A 14732-nucleotide genomic window follows, 5' to 3' on the forward strand; every position below is an offset into this window, starting at 1 on the left:
GGTCGCTTTTCAATTATTGTTTCTCAATATCAGCGTAATGACCTGGGAGAGAAATGCTACTTACTCACTTCGTTTTTCATTTCTGAATGAAATCCAGTTGAACTAGCATTTAGCGCATGAATTTCTGTTGGAACCTATTGTTCCACTCCTACATTCATTACCTTTTGAGGGCTATACCAAATTCAAGGGGGAAATGAACATGTCAGTAACATTAAAAGTAGAAGAACGCGAAGTACGCCCACGCTCACTTAGAAAGCAATTACGTCATGAAGGAAAAGCTCTTGGTGTCGTGTATGGCTACAAAGTGGAAAGCACACCGATTTCATTCGACGAAAAAGAATTGGTCAAAGTTGTCCGTGATCACGGCGAAAACGTCTTGGTTGCTCTTCAAATCGGCGGTAAAAAGGTCAACACATTGATCAACAAACTCGATATGGACATCTTTACACCAACAATCAAACACGTTGAATTCATCGCTGTTAAAATGGATGAAGAAACAGAAGTCGAAACGGATATCGTCCTCGTCGGCGAAGCAGCTGGCGCGAAACTTGGCGGATTCCTTTCACAAACACTCTTTAAAGTAACAGTTGCCGCAACACCAGATAAATTACCGGAACGCATCGAAGTGGATGTAACGGAACTTGCAATCGGAGATTCGATTACAGTCGCTGATCTTCCGGAAGAAAAAGATTTCCGTGTCGTCACAGAAGGTGACATCCAAGTTGCAGCGGTCGTTGAATCGACACTTGAAGCTGAACTTGAAGAAATCGAAGAAGCAGAAGCTGAGGCACAAGCAGCTGATGCGGATACAGCGACAGACGATTCAGAACAAACTTCTGAAGAGCAAGCTGAAGAAAACAAAGAAGGCAAAGAGTAATCTTTTCTCCCCTCCCCTCGTGGGAGGTTTTTTTATGCATATTGACAAGTCGCGGCGACAGCCGTACAGTGAAGAAGGTACACATCATTGACACATCCACTAGGGGAGCCCGCTCGGCTGAGACGATTTACTTCGGACCCTTTGAACCTGATCTAGTTCATACTAGCGTAGGAAAGTGGAGCGGAATCCTCGTGCTCTTTTTCTGCATCTTGCAGGTTACACGACCGCTCTCTTTTCATAGAGGGCGGTCTTTTTTGTGGTTTCTTTGTGGGTGTGCATTCAAAGGAGAAGTGATTATGAACAGTTGGAAAATGAAAGAAATCATCGTCATGATGATGCTCGCCGTAGCTTGTGGTGTCCTCTACTTAGGATGGTCGACGTTATGGTTGCCGATCTCGGCCATCTTCGGACCGGTCGGTGCAAACTGGATGTTCGGCATCTGGGTCATCGCCAGTCCCCTTGTCGCCTACATCATTCAAAAACCAGGCGCGGCATTGATTGCAGAAGTCGTCGCTGCTGCCGTCGAGTTGTTTACAGGGAGTCACTTCGGCTTATCGGCACTGTTGATTGGATTTGCACAGGGAATCGGAGCCGAGATCGCTTTTGCCGTGTTCGGCTACCGGACGTTTAATACGTTCACCTTGATGTTGTCCGGTGTCTTTGCCGCCGTCGGAAGTATGGTCTACAGCCTCATCGTAAATGGATTTGCCTATTATACGACGACGACACTGCTGTTGACGTTTTCCCTGCAACTCGTCAGCGGAGCATTGCTCGGTGGATTGCTCGCCAAACTAATCGTCGACGCGCTCGTTAAAACCGGGACATTGAACGGTTATGCGATCGGACGGCAACGAAAGCAGCGTGCCGCATGATGCAGTGCGCGCACCTGTCCGTCCGTTATCCGGATCAGGATTCTCCGGTCTTACACGACTTGTCGATCAGGATTCAAAAAGGAGAAACGACCTTGCTCGTCGGTCCAAGCGGCAGCGGCAAGACGACCTTTTTACACGTTCTTGCCGGTCTGTTGCCGGATACGATTGAAGCAGATGTCACCGGTCACTGGTCGACCGAGGGAACGGTCGGGATTTTGTTCCAACAGCCGGACGATCAGTTTTGTATGCAGACGGTCGGAGCGGAAATCGCCTTTAGTCTCGAGAACCGGCAGATTATCCGCAGTGAGATGGAGGAACGCATCCAGTTGCTGCTGGCGCGGGTCGGACTTGATCTTGCCTTGACGACACCGATTGCCGAACTGTCCGGCGGGATGAAGCAACGGCTCGCGTTGGCCTGTGTCCTCGCCCTTGAACCGGATATCTTATTACTGGATGAACCGACGGCACAACTCGACCCGAGTGGTCAACGGACGATGATGCATCTGATTGAAGAATTGCACCGTGATCCCGACATGACGCTCGTTCTGATCGAACATCAGCTCGATCAGTGCGTGACGTTTGCCGACCGGGTACTTGTCTTTGAAGGTGGTCGCTTATTGCTTGATGGCACACCGTATGACGTGTTTCATCAACAGCGGAATGTGATGACGGCGCTTGGGATTACGATGCCGCTCCTCTACCCTTACGGACTGGAGACCTTACCGGAACTGTCCGGACAAGCCTGTCATCTGAAGAAACGTCCGGTTGAACGTCGAGCGGTTGGAACGGAGCGGACATTTGAGCTGACGCGGGTCCGTGTCAAACGGGGGAAACGGACGATTCTTAACGATTTTTCATGGACGACCTTTTCCGGTCAATGGATCATGCTCGTCGGACGCAACGGGGCTGGAAAAAGCACGGTCCTTGAGACACTGGCGAAATTGCTTCCGTCCCAAGGCGATATCCGCTTGTTCGACACCCCGCTTCGGAGATGGTCGGACCGGACGTATTACCAACAAGTCGGCTTTGTTTTTCAACAACCGGACTTCCAATTTCTTAAACAGACGGTCACCGACGAACTTGCCATCAGCTGTGCTACCTTTGATCCGGAACGGGTCCAGACAGCCTTGCGTCACTATCGACTGACCGATGTCGCGGATCAGTTTCCCCTCGCGCTCAGTCTCGGGCAAAAAAGACGGTTGAGTGTCGCGACGATGTTACTGGAACGAAAAGCTGTTTTGTTGCTCGATGAACCGACCTTTGGACAAGACGCTGAGACGACGGCACATATCATCGACGTGCTGCATCAAGCCCGGGAGGCAGGAACGACCGTGATCATGGTGACGCACGACATGGAGCTGGTCCACCGTTACGCCGACCGTGTCGTCGTCATCGGCGAGGAACGGGTCCAGTTTGACGGGACGCCGCTGGAGTTGTTTCAGGAAGAAGCACTTTTGGAACAAAACCAACTGTTCCGTCCGGTATCGTTTCTGTATCAACAACTCGAGGAGGTGAAACACCGTGCAGGAAAACGACACACCGCTCGCGCGTATTAATCCGGCGGTCAAGCTTGGAACGCTCCTCTATATGATGGTGTTGCTGATTACGACGTCGAGTCTGCAGGTGACGCTTGCCTTAGCGGTACTTGCTGCCGTCGGGATCTGCAGTTCCGGTTGGCGTTTGCCGACGCTCCTTCTGCGCTTGACTCCCTATGGTGTCTTGTTTTTATTGACGTTTTGGATGATGGCGGCGTTTGGCAAAGGCAGCACCGAACTTTGGACGTTCGGCTGGTTTCGGATTACGGAAGAAAGTCTTGATCATGCCTGGTTGATTGCGACCCGGATGCTTGCATTTGTCTTCCTGAGCTTGACGTTCGTTGCAACGACGGATCCGACACGGTTCGTCATGAGCCTGATTCATCAGTGCCGCCTGCCGGTCCGTCTGGCCTACGGTTTTTTAGCCGGTCTACGCTTTATTCCGATCTTTCGGCAAGCGATTCGGACCATTCGCCAAGCCCGGCGTGTCCGCCGGCAACGGTCGATCTGGCCCTGGCAAACGTTTTTTGACATTAGCTTGCCCCTCTTTACGACGAGCATCATCCGGTCGGAACAGATTGCGATTGCGATGGAAGCACGACAGTTTCAAACAAACCGGACGTATTATGTTCGACCGATCGTCACCCGCTTCGATCTGTTGTTTTTCGGTCTCGTCAGCAGCATCGCGACGTCGCTTCGTCTTTTTGTCTGACCTGCGCAAGATTACTTCCTGCTACATCAGGGAAATACCATCTCAAGTGTAAAGAATTCAAAAAAGGAGGTGAACGTCGTGAAACGAATCATTTTAGTAGGTGCGGGTCATGCGCATTTAGAATGTATTCAACAAGGCAGTCATCCGGATGTCAACTGGATCGTCATTAATCCTTCACGCTATCAATATTATTCCGGGATGTTCTCGGGGTTGGCGGACGGGACCTATACGCTCGACGAGACCCGGATCGATGTCAAAGCGTTGTGTGAGCGCCACGGGAAGACGTGGATCGAGGACCGGGTTATTCGAATTGACGCAGCGAATAAACAGGTGATATGCCAGTCCGGACAGATTCTGTCGTATGACATCGTGTCGTGTAACATCGGCTCGCGTGACTGGGAGATTGCCGGTGCGCCGCGTGTGACGATAAAACCGAACTACCGGATTGATCAAGCGCTCGAGGTGTTCAGGACTGCCGTTTCCCCTGTCATCGTCGGCAGTGGCGCGGCTGCAGTCGAGATGGCGGCGTCTTTTCGGTCCGCCGGCAGTCCGGTGACGCTGATTCACGAGGAACCGGTGCTCGCAGGTCATCCGGCTGGTCCAAAGGTTGCGAAACGGCTCGATCAACTGGGCGTCAAACGAATCGTCGATCGGTTTGATACGCTGGAAGGTCAAACGGCGTGGTTACAATCCGGTCAGTCGCTCGAGACGGATGCCCTGTTATTTTTAGGGGGTGCCCGTGCGAGCAAACTGTTCCAGAAATCGGATTTGTACTGTGACGCGAAGGGTTTCCTGCTCGTCCATGAGACGTTGCAGGCACTGGAAGATCCGTCAATCTTTGCCGTCGGTGACTGTGCGACGCTGACCGCGTATCCGGACACACCGAAAAACGGGGTGACGGCCGTTCGTCAGGCACCGGTCTTGCTGAAAAACCTGCTTCGGTTCGTGAATCAAGAGCGTCTGGTGACGTTTCACCCGCAACGGCGTTATTTGACGATCCTGGCCCTCGGCGGTAAACAGGCGACATTGCTGTACGGTCGTCATCATCAGACCAATCATCTCAGCTGGTGCCTCAAACAATGGATTGACCGCCGGTTTATCCGCAACTATACGAATTAATCCACCAATCACGGATGTCCGTGATTGGTTTTTTTATCTGTGCTGACTCCTTGTTCAATAAAATAACCATTTTTATACAGGTCTGATATGGTAATATGATGGATATGAAAACAGAGGAGGAATTGTCATTAAAAAAGGCTTACTGATGGCGGCTCTTGTCTCCAGTCTTATTTTGACCGGCTGCGGACAAGAACGGTTGCTTCAACTGGAACCGGTCCCTGCCTATTGGACCGCGTATGCATTTGCTTCCGGTCAATACATAGAAGAAGAGGTTACCATGAAACAAAAGAAACAATTGTTGCGGACGTGTATGGAGAAAAAAACGGTTTCTCTACCGAAGTCATACCGGACGTTGCAGACATTCGGCATGTTTTTTACATTGAATGATCTAGAGCTTCAACCAACTCCGACCGAAGTGGTATATCTTGCACAAGGTCAGCAACTGTATGTATCCTGTCGTTCGTCCAAGACACACGAATTACGTGTCCACCGGGTGAAAGCGGCGGATCATCCATGGGTCCGCGTAACAAAGGGTCAGGATCGCGCCCCGATGAAAGCACCGGCTCTCATTCCGCTGACGAAGGAACAACAGGACCGGCATGTCTCCACTAATCGGGACACGACGGCAGAAAATGAATTTGCGCGAGACTTGAAGCCGTTTTACGGTCTTCAATTGCCGGTTTCGGGACAATTGTTGTTTGTCATGACCGAGTCCGGCAAAGAACATGTCATTCGAAATATTCCGATGTCGTCCCTTCACCAGCAAGCGGAGTTTTACCTGGTGAGCCGCCGACATGCTGACGGCTCGACATCCCGTTCGCTGACCTTTTCACGGTACGATTGGGAAATCATGGACCGGCAAATCATGACGGCATACAAATCTGATCTGATCCGCATGAAGCAATATCCTTTGCCGAAAACCTTACCGTTGAATCAAACGATTCCGTTCGTGACGCTCCAGATAAAAGGAGATCAGCAGATGGTAGAAGAAAAGACACTCTCGATACGTTATCAGCCGGTGTATCGTCCGGTCGACGAATACCAAATTGAGGCTGAGCCGACGCAGGGAATGACAGCCTACTTCCATCCGACGATGACATCGTTTGAAAAAGCGAAACGGTCCGAAATGGTCACCCTGCCAAATCAGCTGTCCCGAGCGATTGCCAAAGAGTTAAAAGCTGTCACACCGGAAGAACCGCAAGGAGCAAATACACCGTTCTCGTATATGACGTTGCTTGAAGACGGTAACACTCAAACCTTTAAAGTCTACGTTAAAAAACGCGCCAACAAGACGGATCTTTACTTGCAAGAGCAGCGGACGAAAAAAAGTGCCAAGCTGTCCGGTGATGTGGCGCGGCAAGTCATTGAACAGTTAGAAGAAGAGTGATGCTGAGCGGCTTCTTGCTCCACTAGCAATGATAGGACCACTCAAAAACCCCATCTGCTTCTCCCGGAGGAAAAGCAGATGGGGTTATGTGTCTTTTACAGTTAGACCGTTTGGCTTGATTTGACGTATGAAACCAGTGTTTCCGTGAATTTTTCACGTTCGTCGAGGAACATCCCGTGTCCGCTCTCTTCGAATACTTCGAGACGTGAACCCGAGATGTTTTCGTGCATGACTTCCGCGAATTCAAACGGGCAGACTTGGTCTTTTTTACCGTGCATGATGAGCGTATCCACCGTAATCTTCGGCAGACCGTCGCGTAAATCTTCATCACGTAGGGCGATCGCCGATTGGATCGTTCCGTGAGACGAAGCGACGACACTCAAGTTATGGAACCATTGCTGAAGCGGCTCCGGATGTTCTTTCGCAAAGAAGATTTCCCCGAATCCTTTCAGCATCGACGGACGATCTTGTTTCGTATCCTCGATCAATGCATCGACTTCGTCTTTTGTCATCCCGTACGGGTAACCGTCGCGTTGTGTGAAGACCGGTGCTGCCGCTCCTGCGAGAACCAGTTTCGAGACTTTTGACTCGCCGTGGTTCAAGAGATATTTTAAGGCGATGCCGCCGCCCATCGAGAAGCCGAGCAAGGTGACGTTCGTCAACTGCAATTGTTCGATGACTTGGTTGATGTCGGAAGCCATCGTTGTGTAATCATATCCGCTGGCTGGTGCGTCTGATTTTCCGTAGCCCCGGTAATCAACGCCGATATAGCGGTATCCTTCTTCAAGAAGGCGGTTTTTCTGATACTCGAACATATTATTGTTTGCTGGCCATCCGTGTAATAGAACAACCGGTTGTCCTGATCCGATATCTTCTACATAAATCTTCGTTCCATCGACTGCTTGAATAAATGTACCCATTTCTGAAAAACCCCCATTGAATTAATAGTGTTGTTTTCGTGCACAATTAGAAGATACCCTATTGATGCAGAAAACTAACATCTTAATATTAAAAGATTTTCAATTTTGAATTTTACTGGAAATAAAATAAGACATACATGGTAAAATATTGTTAAAAGAATGAAGAGGTGAGGATCATCAAAAGACAGATACTCAGCATCAGTCTTGTCAGCAGTCTGTTCCTGACAGGATGCGGATCAGAACGCTTATTGCAGCTAAAACCATTACCGGATTATTGGGAAGCCATCAATTTTTCGAACGGTTCCTTTGAACCGGTGCCGAAAAAACAATCTGCCCGATTGCTTCAAACGTGCCAAGATACAAAAAATGTCGTGAAGATGCCTAAACAATACCGGACACTCGATACATATGGACTCTATTTTTCCCTGCAAAACATCGGGACCTACACAAGTCCGATTGAACTGCAATATATCGCGCAAGGGAATCAGTTTTATCTGACCTGCCGTTCACAGAAGACGTTCCGCCTCTCGGCTCACCCGATTAAACAAGCGGATCATCCGTGGCTGAAGCAAACATCCGGTCAAGACCGTACACCGATTACAGCGCCGACATTGAACGTTCATACATCTGATAAGGCAACGAAGCGTAAACAAGAAGTCGTCGACGTCTCAAACCAAGTTCAGCGTGTATCGGTAGAACTTCCGTCAAAGGGTCAACTGTTGCTCATCGAGGAAGAGGACGGGCAAAAGGAGACAATCTTTGGCTTGCCGGCTTCTTTTACCTATTCAGAGTTTGAACTGTCGCTTGAAAAGACGACGGATGGTTTGCCGTCGACGACCTTTACCCTGCAGTTCAAGAGGAATCAGTATCTCAATCAACGTGATGTTTTAAGGAATCTCGGCAAACGACCGGTCAAGCTGACCTATCACCCCTTGCCGGACACCTTGCCGGCAGACAAGACAATCCCGTATCTGACATTTCGTTCAACAGACGCAGAACAACCAGTCACTAAAACGATTTCCCTTCGTTACGAGACCGACGTTAAAGATATTCCGGTCCATGGATTTAACGGCATCGGAGATGACAATAAAAAAATCCACGGCTTCCTTCACCCGAACGATACGGCGTTACGTGAAGCCGACTTCCGCCAGTTGTCCTTGTTGTCTGACAAACTGGCCAAACAAGTGGCGGACGAATTAAAAGAGGTCACGCTCGAAACACCTCAAGGCAACCGGGCGGATGTCCGCTACTTGACGTTGATTCAAAGCGGTAAGCTCCAAACGTTTGACGTATACCTCAAAGCGCGGGCAAATAAAACAGATGTCTACCTGAAAGACATCCGAACGAAAAAAGCGGCCAAACTGTCCGGCGAAGTCGCAGCCAATCTCTTGACCGAAGTGGAGGAATAATGATGCGTCAATTGATTCCTGTAGTGCTTGGAGCCGTCTTGTTAAGCGGATGTAGTCCGGACGCAAAACCAATCGAGTACACTTACTTACCGGAAGTCTACGACACGTTGAACCTGACGGACCTCAAGGAGGATGATCCGAAACTTGGTGTCCTCATCAAACAGGTGTGTGCGACAAAACGGGTCGCTCCCCCGAAGGATTATGTAGTCGGCAAACAATATTTCGTTAATCTCGTCAGCCAGTTTCCGGAATCGATGGGTGAGCAAGCCGTCTATTTGAAAACGAAACAGAATCGCTTCTTGTATTGCCACGATTATGTGTCCAAACCGGGGTATCACAAGTTAACTCCAGAACAGGATCGATTTCCATCAAGTAAACTGTTAAAACCTGAAAAAGACATCACGTTTCAACCATTGTCTTCTGATTTTAAAAAAAGTATCAGTTCCTTCCGTAATTCACTGATGACGTCTGCGAGACAATTATCCTTACCGACCACCGGTTATCTCGTCGCACGGGCAACGAATGAACAAACCAAACAGACGGTCGTCACGAACGTGATAGAACTGACACCGTTCGTTGGAGTAGTCCCGATTTTCCTCGAATCGAATATCCAAATTCGAGAACCGTATGAAGTCCAGTTGAATCTGCTGGGTCAACAACGGTATCAAGCCACGTTCCATTCATCCAAGGAGCGAAGTACGATTGACTTCCAGGAGGCGCCACATGCAGACGGCACTTACGGTACGGTCACGGTCAAGGAAAAAAGCGGAAAGGCGACCCGCTACAAGCTGACGGTTAAGCAGGAACAACAACTCCCCTCTGGTCTGGACATACCGCCGGACGATCTTTACGATGCGGACTATTCTTTACCGCGTTTCGCCATTTTCCATGACCGACCATTCGGAAAGCTGAAATTTGAAGCGGACGGAAGTCTCAATCAAGCAGATCCCTTCCCGCTCGAGAATTATATCGAGACGTCACTCGAAGAATCAAAACAGTTGGTCCGGTTGATTGAGGACAGTGAAGAGACGGAGCAAAAAGGACGATTGGCCGAGCGGCCGTATTTGACGTTACTGAACAAGGGGAAGGCGCAACAGTTTAAGATTTATCTCGACCGGCGAGTCAAGAAAACCGATGTCTATCTCGAAGATGTTCACCGGAAGATCAGTTTTAAGCTGTCTGCTGCCGGACGTGACTTGTTACTGGAGACCTATCACATCAAATGACTTAAAACACCAGATGTTCCACAGCGTAGATGACCCCACAAAACAAAATGAAGGCGATGCCTTCGTGCAACCACTCTTTGCGGGTCAGCCGTTCCTGTAAAAAGGACGCACAGGCAATCAGCAATGCAAAAAAGTACAGATAGACAAACGCGCCGGACAAGAAAAAACCGATGATGAAAATCATGCCGAACAAGACCGTTAAACTCGAAACGATTCCTTTTCGTGTCGCCATCTTCCGCCACCCCGTATCGGTTAGTTTTTCATCTTTACCCGGTTTAAGATGATCCCATTCCATGATAAAAAAAGCGAGACCCTCTTCCGGAAAAATTCCGAAGAACGGTCTCGCTTTTTCGATTCAGGCATGCGTGTGGTCGGCGACGACGGCATATTCCGTGACGGCGTTTGACAGAACCAGCGGCTTGACTTCCGATGTCCCCTCGTCCCGTTTTTTATGAACCCCTCTATACGCCTGACTGGCTTGCCAGGCATGGAAGTGTTCCTGTTTCTCCCACGTCGTCATAATCGTGACGACATCGTGTTCCTCTTGACTGAGGTCGACCAATACCTGCATCCGGACGAACCCTTCCATCTGTTCAATCCCTTTTGTTTTCTGAAAACGTGCCGCGACTTGATCGGCTTTGCCGTTTTGCACCCGTAATTGATTCATCACAATCCACATCATAACGTCCCCCTTTTTCACGACTGCTTTCAGTATAACGGATCGGCCAGTTCTCCTCCCAGCCGGACGTCTTTAATCGAGCGTATTCGACAAACGGCGTACCTGTTCGTGCCCATCCGCATCGACGGCATGAATGTCAAAAAACAACGACCGCGGAAAAGCTTCCGGCAACGGTTGAATCGTATGGAAATGATCTTTCCGGTTGATGTCAAATGTCCGCTTGATGCCTGTGAGCGGCAACGTCTGCTCCCGTTCACCGCTTGACGTGACTTTATACGGATCAAACGTCAATTGCTGCATCGTCTGTGACGGATTTTCACCATATGCGACAAGATACCGTTTTTGATCCGCTTCCAGCAACCGTCCCTCAAACCAATCGGTCGGTTGCGGTGCTTGACGGATCAGATGGACGACACGATAGGTCGAATCCGTTTGTTTTAAAACAAGTAAAAACTGCACTTTTACCGTCTTGACGAAGGCGATCGTGTGCCTGTCACCGAGCGGTTCGATCCAGTAAACTTGTTTGGTTGAGAACGGAATCGTTTCCGGTTGCTGCTTCATGACGTCGACCAGCGTTTGAGGGGTCACACCGTAAGCGTCGGGCTGCGCCGTCTGTTTCAATGGTGAAATCAGCAAACCGACGAGACAGGTGATGGCGAAGAACAACCCAATTCGTTGTTTCATGCCGAACCGGAAGACGGAACAAAGTGTTTGACGAGTGTGTACTGCGCAGAACCGGGTGGATAGTCGGGAATCACACCAGTCGTCTCGTATCCGTGTTTTTGATAAAAGGCATAGGCCTGAAAAGAAAAGGTCGTTACAAGCACCCGTTCAACCCCTGATTGACGGGCCAGCTGTTCAATCCGGTGCAACAGTTGGCTGCCGAGACCTTGTGCGCGTAAGTTGTCCGGGAGATAAAGAAACTCCACCTCGAGCCACCCCCAATAGATTTCGCCGTAAATACCTCCGACGATCTGCTCGTCATCAAGTACCATCACATGAACGGGACGAACCGCGGTACGGCGTTTTTCGGCATGGTGCGGAGAATGTTCGTCATTGTACGTGCGGATTTTTTCTTGAAGAAACGTTTTGTAGGGACCGGATTCTTCCGTCCCTTCCTGAATGGTCAGCATCCGCGTCTCCCCCTTCTCATTTTCCGATTGAAAAGCCATCAAAGTAACGGCCGCCGTGTTGTTCCAGCCAGCGTTCGACGAGCCGGATGACGGCTTGTTTTTGATCGAGTCGGAAATAGTCTTCAAATGCTGTTGTGAGCTGATCCGCTTCAGACGGATTGACGGCCGCGAGGCTCCGGATCAGCCATTTCCCTTGTCCGGTCCAGTGACCATGTGCCCGCAGATAAAACTGCGTTGCTTGTTCCAGTAAACGGGCCGCAATCCCGAGTCCTTCCGTCCGGTCTGTTACGCCGATGAAGTCATCCAGTAAATCCGTCAGAAAATAACGGGCCTGACTGGCTTCACTAGCTGAAAATACCGGTGGACCAGCCAGCAGCTCTGTCTCTGCCTGGTGTTTCAGTGTCATCAGGACAGAATGATCCCGAAGGATTGTCCCTTCCGCCATCATCCGTTGCATCGACGGCCGTCCTCTTTTTCGGTCCTGCTGAAAGAAGGCAAGCACCGTCGTACTGGAATGGATAAAGGCTTCGACGGGATAACCGTCCGCGATAAACGATTCCCGGTACGAGGACGGGACCGTCTCATCGATGATGACAAGATCCAAATCCGATGTGGCGGTAGCTTGACCGCGGACAAAACTGCCGGCGAGCACTGCCGCATCACAGTTCGGATAACGCGTCGCGATGACGGCGCGTGCCGCCAAGAGCGCCTCTTGCAACCGTTCACTCATGGGTTTGATCCAACAGCATCGTGTGATCCGAAGCGAAGACCGCCAGTTCGTCTCCCGGCACAGCGACGATTGAGACGAGTCCTTCCTGCGGTAACTTCATGTCGATCGTCCAGGATTCGTAATAAGTGTCAGAACCGTTGATGACAAGTGTTTTACCGGAGCTGAACGTCAGGAACAGGTGCGGTGCGGCCTTGCCGATGCGGACGGCGATGATGCGTTCGGTATGTAATCTTACAATCAGTTGCAGCATCTCTTCTTTTGGCATATGTCGGACAACCCAGTCCTTCGTCGATTCAACGTCACCGTAATACAGACGGTCGGTTTCAATCCGGATCGAGATGTCGGGAATCGTTGCATCATATAGATTAATCAATTCGATGCTTGTGAAGCCGGTCAAGTGGACAGTGGCGATTTGTGTTCCTGTTAAGTAGGTGGAGACAAGCTTACGGGCGAGTTGATGATCTTCCTTATTCATAATTACACCTCTTTATAAAATATTCGATAGTTGAAATAAATAGAAAGATATACTTTCGGTACTTTTACCCTCTCAATTTACCACATATTAGCAAAGGGCGGGAGAGGGCAACAAAAAACAGACGCCCGCCACGCGGGCGTCATCTGTTTGGTCGTGCTTAGTTGGCTTTTTTTAAGATGTTGAGTAGCCACTTCTGAAGATCCTTGCCACCTTCGTAAAACGAACAATCACGGAGTTCGATCGTATGTCCACCCGCTTGGATCAGCTCGTTAAACGTGTTTCCGAGATCACGGTTCTCCCATTGACGCTCATCATTGAGGTACTTGAAACCGAAGTTACACTCGACGTTGAAGATGATATGGAACGGTTCCTTAAACGACTGGACGGCACGGATCATCTCAAGGAGAATCATCCGCTTCGGTGTTGATTTTTTGAACGTATCGATGACGGTTGTCCGTCGTCCGTGAAATTCGACGACGCGGACGGCGCGTCCTTCATCCGCTTTGAAATCATAACTCGTCCGAATCGAGACGATGATTTCGCGTTGATCTTGTTGTTGCATCGTATACCACTGCCTTTCTCTCGTTTGAGTATACCACCACCCTCCCCCCGCCTTGAAGTGTTATTTCACAATCCGTCCCAAGAACGATTGAAACCTCCCATTATTTGTCTTATAATGAAAAATATGCTGAAAGGAGAACGATTGTGAAACCGTTATTTTCCATTATCCTGACGATTTGTTTAATTTTTACGGGCTGTTACTGTACGCTTGACGAGCAGACGGACGGACCCCATTTCAAATCGCGTGCCCGGACGATCTCGAAGTATCATACGTTTGACATCGAATTTTCAAAAGGGTTGCGACCGGACCAAGTTTCGAACCGGACCGTCACGATCACGGATTCGACCGGTGAACGGATGCAGACGGAGCTTGAAATCATCGACGGCAAGGAATTGCGGATCAAGCCGCCCCGCTCCGGTTACCAAAAAGGCCGCCGGTACATCATACATATCCGGGATTCGATCGACGCACGTAAACAAGTAAAAAGTAATACGATAAAAGAACGGACCTTCACTGTTGATCGTTAAACAGGAGGCTCCGTTCTTTTTTTAGTCGGCGCGTTTGGGAAAAATCGTATAACTGACGGCAATCAGTCCGTCGACCAGAAGGACAAGGAACCAGATTTGAACCGTTTGCAGCAAGGCTTCGGTCTGTTTGAAGTCTGCAATCCAAAAGATCATCCCGGCTAACAATACACTTCCAATAACGAATGCCGTCAAGTGGCGAAAAAATCCCTCGCGTTTTCGCTGCGCCTTGGGGCGGACATCGCGTGCGACATCTTTGCGCAAGACAAATCGTTGATACGTCTGGTCCGCCCATGCAATCAACGATTTACCGAAGGCGAGTGAGGCAGCGATATAGATGGCGGCGACACCATGAGCCCACGTTGCTTCCGTCCCCTGCCTTAAGTCATAAACGGTCAAAACAAGCAAGACGAGATCGATGACCGGTGACATCGCCATCAGGCGCAGACCGAGTCGTTTTCGCCCCCACCCATAGCGTACAATCAGTCCGGCGAGGATGAAGACCCAAAACATGATTTCACACACGATGATGCCCCACGCAATTCCGTTCATGTTGACTCCTCCTTTTTAAT

General features: G+C 49.8%; 18 protein-coding genes and 1 riboswitch. Of the genes, 9 read left to right on the top strand and 9 right to left on the bottom strand.

Annotation, left to right across the window (positions count from 1 at the left end; all coding sequences use genetic code 11):
* Positions 1-199: 199 nt before the first annotated feature.
* The 6 genes from KNP87_RS03600 (at position 200) to KNP87_RS03625 (ending at position 6502) form a co-directional block, all read left to right on the top strand.
* Positions 200-877 (top strand): 50S ribosomal protein L25/general stress protein Ctc, encoded by a 678-nt coding sequence (locus KNP87_RS03600; protein WP_214720848.1) that lies wholly within the window; start codon positions 200-202, stop codon positions 875-877.
* A gap of 91 nt (positions 878-968) precedes the next feature.
* A riboswitch (TPP riboswitch) is annotated at positions 969-1068 on the top strand.
* A 105-nt stretch (positions 1069-1173) separates the two neighbouring features.
* The gene (locus KNP87_RS03605; protein WP_026832884.1) at positions 1174-1749 is read left to right on the top strand and encodes an ECF transporter S component; all 576 of its coding nucleotides are present in this window, start codon (positions 1174-1176) and stop codon (positions 1747-1749) included.
* Positions 1746-3305, top strand: coding sequence for an ABC transporter ATP-binding protein (locus KNP87_RS03610; protein WP_251135392.1), 1560 nt, complete (start codon positions 1746-1748; stop codon positions 3303-3305). Before KNP87_RS03605 ends, KNP87_RS03610 begins: the two co-directional genes overlap by 4 nt.
* Positions 3271-3996 (top strand): energy-coupling factor transporter transmembrane component T family protein, encoded by a 726-nt coding sequence (locus KNP87_RS03615; protein ID WP_214720849.1) that lies wholly within the window; start codon positions 3271-3273, stop codon positions 3994-3996. Before KNP87_RS03610 ends, KNP87_RS03615 begins: the two co-directional genes overlap by 35 nt.
* 78 nt (positions 3997-4074) lie before the next feature.
* Positions 4075-5115 carry an NAD(P)/FAD-dependent oxidoreductase gene (locus tag KNP87_RS03620; protein ID WP_214720850.1) on the top strand — a complete coding sequence of 347 codons (1041 nt, stop codon included), beginning with the start codon at positions 4075-4077 and terminating at the stop codon, positions 5113-5115.
* Positions 5116-5260: 145 nt separating this feature from the next.
* Positions 5261-6502, top strand: a complete 1242-nt coding sequence (locus tag KNP87_RS03625) for a hypothetical protein (protein ID WP_214720851.1) — start codon at positions 5261-5263, stop codon at positions 6500-6502.
* A 101-nt stretch (positions 6503-6603) separates the two neighbouring features.
* Here the strand turns inward: KNP87_RS03625 and KNP87_RS03630 are convergent, their stop codons facing one another.
* Positions 6604-7422, bottom strand: coding sequence for an alpha/beta fold hydrolase (locus KNP87_RS03630; protein ID WP_028106197.1), 819 nt, complete (start codon positions 7420-7422; stop codon positions 6604-6606).
* A gap of 167 nt (positions 7423-7589) precedes the next feature.
* On the opposite strand from KNP87_RS03630, the gene KNP87_RS03635 reads away from it, so the two are divergent.
* Positions 7590-8831, top strand: coding sequence for a hypothetical protein (locus KNP87_RS03635; protein ID WP_353049353.1), 1242 nt, complete (start codon positions 7590-7592; stop codon positions 8829-8831).
* 2 nt (positions 8832-8833) lie between these two features.
* Complete coding sequence (locus tag KNP87_RS03640) at positions 8834-10057, top strand: hypothetical protein (protein ID WP_214720852.1); 1224 nt, start codon at positions 8834-8836, stop codon at positions 10055-10057.
* A gap of 1 nt (position 10058) precedes the next feature.
* On the opposite strand, the gene KNP87_RS03645 is transcribed toward KNP87_RS03640, so the two are convergent.
* From KNP87_RS03645 to KNP87_RS03675, 7 genes are all read right to left on the bottom strand, one after another.
* On the bottom strand, positions 10059-10352 hold the full coding sequence (locus KNP87_RS03645) for a hypothetical protein (protein WP_251135393.1): 294 nt from the start codon (positions 10350-10352) through the stop codon (positions 10059-10061).
* A gap of 60 nt (positions 10353-10412) precedes the next feature.
* Positions 10413-10736 (bottom strand): antibiotic biosynthesis monooxygenase, encoded by a 324-nt coding sequence (locus KNP87_RS03650; RefSeq protein ID WP_214720853.1) that lies wholly within the window; start codon positions 10734-10736, stop codon positions 10413-10415.
* A gap of 72 nt (positions 10737-10808) precedes the next feature.
* Positions 10809-11420 carry a hypothetical protein gene (locus KNP87_RS03655; RefSeq protein ID WP_214720854.1) on the bottom strand — a complete coding sequence of 204 codons (612 nt, stop codon included), beginning with the start codon at positions 11418-11420 and terminating at the stop codon, positions 10809-10811.
* Positions 11417-11869 (bottom strand): GNAT family N-acetyltransferase, encoded by a 453-nt coding sequence (locus tag KNP87_RS03660; protein ID WP_119922999.1) that lies wholly within the window; start codon positions 11867-11869, stop codon positions 11417-11419. The genes KNP87_RS03655 and KNP87_RS03660 overlap by 4 nt, the downstream gene beginning before the upstream one ends.
* A 16-nt stretch (positions 11870-11885) precedes the next feature.
* A complete protein-coding gene (locus tag KNP87_RS03665; protein ID WP_214720855.1) occupies positions 11886-12599 on the bottom strand; it encodes a nucleotidyltransferase domain-containing protein in 714 nt (237 codons plus the stop codon).
* The gene (locus tag KNP87_RS03670; protein WP_026832896.1) at positions 12592-13074 is read right to left on the bottom strand and encodes a hypothetical protein; all 483 of its coding nucleotides are present in this window, start codon (positions 13072-13074) and stop codon (positions 12592-12594) included. The genes KNP87_RS03665 and KNP87_RS03670 overlap by 8 nt, the downstream gene beginning before the upstream one ends.
* A gap of 157 nt (positions 13075-13231) precedes the next feature.
* Positions 13232-13636 carry a hypothetical protein gene (locus KNP87_RS03675; RefSeq protein ID WP_026832897.1) on the bottom strand — a complete coding sequence of 135 codons (405 nt, stop codon included), beginning with the start codon at positions 13634-13636 and terminating at the stop codon, positions 13232-13234.
* 143 nt (positions 13637-13779) lie between these two features.
* Here KNP87_RS03675 and KNP87_RS03680 point away from each other — a divergent pair, with 143 nt between their 5' ends.
* Positions 13780-14163, top strand: coding sequence for a hypothetical protein (locus KNP87_RS03680; RefSeq protein ID WP_026832898.1), 384 nt, complete (start codon positions 13780-13782; stop codon positions 14161-14163).
* Positions 14164-14184: 21 nt separating this feature from the next.
* Here KNP87_RS03680 and KNP87_RS03685 read toward each other — a convergent pair whose 3' ends face one another.
* Positions 14185-14712, bottom strand: coding sequence for a hypothetical protein (locus tag KNP87_RS03685; RefSeq protein WP_214720856.1), 528 nt, complete (start codon positions 14710-14712; stop codon positions 14185-14187).
* Positions 14713-14732 lie beyond the last annotated feature (20 nt).

Origin of the sequence: Exiguobacterium sp. s192 (genome assembly GCF_018618795.1) — a bacterium.
Lineage (GTDB): Bacteria > Bacillota > Bacilli > Exiguobacteriales > Exiguobacteriaceae > Exiguobacterium_A > Exiguobacterium_A undae.

Excerpts from the sequence above, each read along its gene's own strand:
- KNP87_RS03600 (WP_214720848.1), top strand. The coding sequence starts at position 200 with ATGTCAGTAACATTAAAAGTAGAAGAACGCGAAGTACGCCCACGCTCA.
- KNP87_RS03605 (WP_026832884.1), top strand. The coding sequence starts at position 1,174 with ATGAACAGTTGGAAAATGAAAGAAATCATCGTCATGATGATGCTCGCC.
- KNP87_RS03610 (WP_251135392.1), top strand. The coding sequence starts at position 1,746 with ATGATGCAGTGCGCGCACCTGTCCGTCCGTTATCCGGATCAGGATTCT.
- KNP87_RS03625 (WP_214720851.1), top strand. The coding sequence starts at position 5,261 with ATGGCGGCTCTTGTCTCCAGTCTTATTTTGACCGGCTGCGGACAAGAA.
- KNP87_RS03630 (WP_028106197.1), bottom strand. The coding sequence starts at position 7,422 with ATGGGTACATTTATTCAAGCAGTCGATGGAACGAAGATTTATGTAGAA.
- KNP87_RS03640 (WP_214720852.1), top strand. The coding sequence starts at position 8,834 with ATGCGTCAATTGATTCCTGTAGTGCTTGGAGCCGTCTTGTTAAGCGGA.
- KNP87_RS03645 (WP_251135393.1), bottom strand. The coding sequence starts at position 10,352 with ATGGAATGGGATCATCTTAAACCGGGTAAAGATGAAAAACTAACCGAT.
- KNP87_RS03650 (WP_214720853.1), bottom strand. The coding sequence starts at position 10,736 with ATGTGGATTGTGATGAATCAATTACGGGTGCAAAACGGCAAAGCCGAT.
- KNP87_RS03655 (WP_214720854.1), bottom strand. The coding sequence starts at position 11,420 with ATGAAACAACGAATTGGGTTGTTCTTCGCCATCACCTGTCTCGTCGGT.
- KNP87_RS03660 (WP_119922999.1), bottom strand. The coding sequence starts at position 11,869 with ATGCTGACCATTCAGGAAGGGACGGAAGAATCCGGTCCCTACAAAACG.
- KNP87_RS03665 (WP_214720855.1), bottom strand. The coding sequence starts at position 12,599 with ATGAGTGAACGGTTGCAAGAGGCGCTCTTGGCGGCACGCGCCGTCATC.
- KNP87_RS03670 (WP_026832896.1), bottom strand. The coding sequence starts at position 13,074 with ATGAATAAGGAAGATCATCAACTCGCCCGTAAGCTTGTCTCCACCTAC.
- KNP87_RS03675 (WP_026832897.1), bottom strand. The coding sequence starts at position 13,636 with ATGCAACAACAAGATCAACGCGAAATCATCGTCTCGATTCGGACGAGT.
- KNP87_RS03685 (WP_214720856.1), bottom strand. The coding sequence starts at position 14,712 with ATGAACGGAATTGCGTGGGGCATCATCGTGTGTGAAATCATGTTTTGG.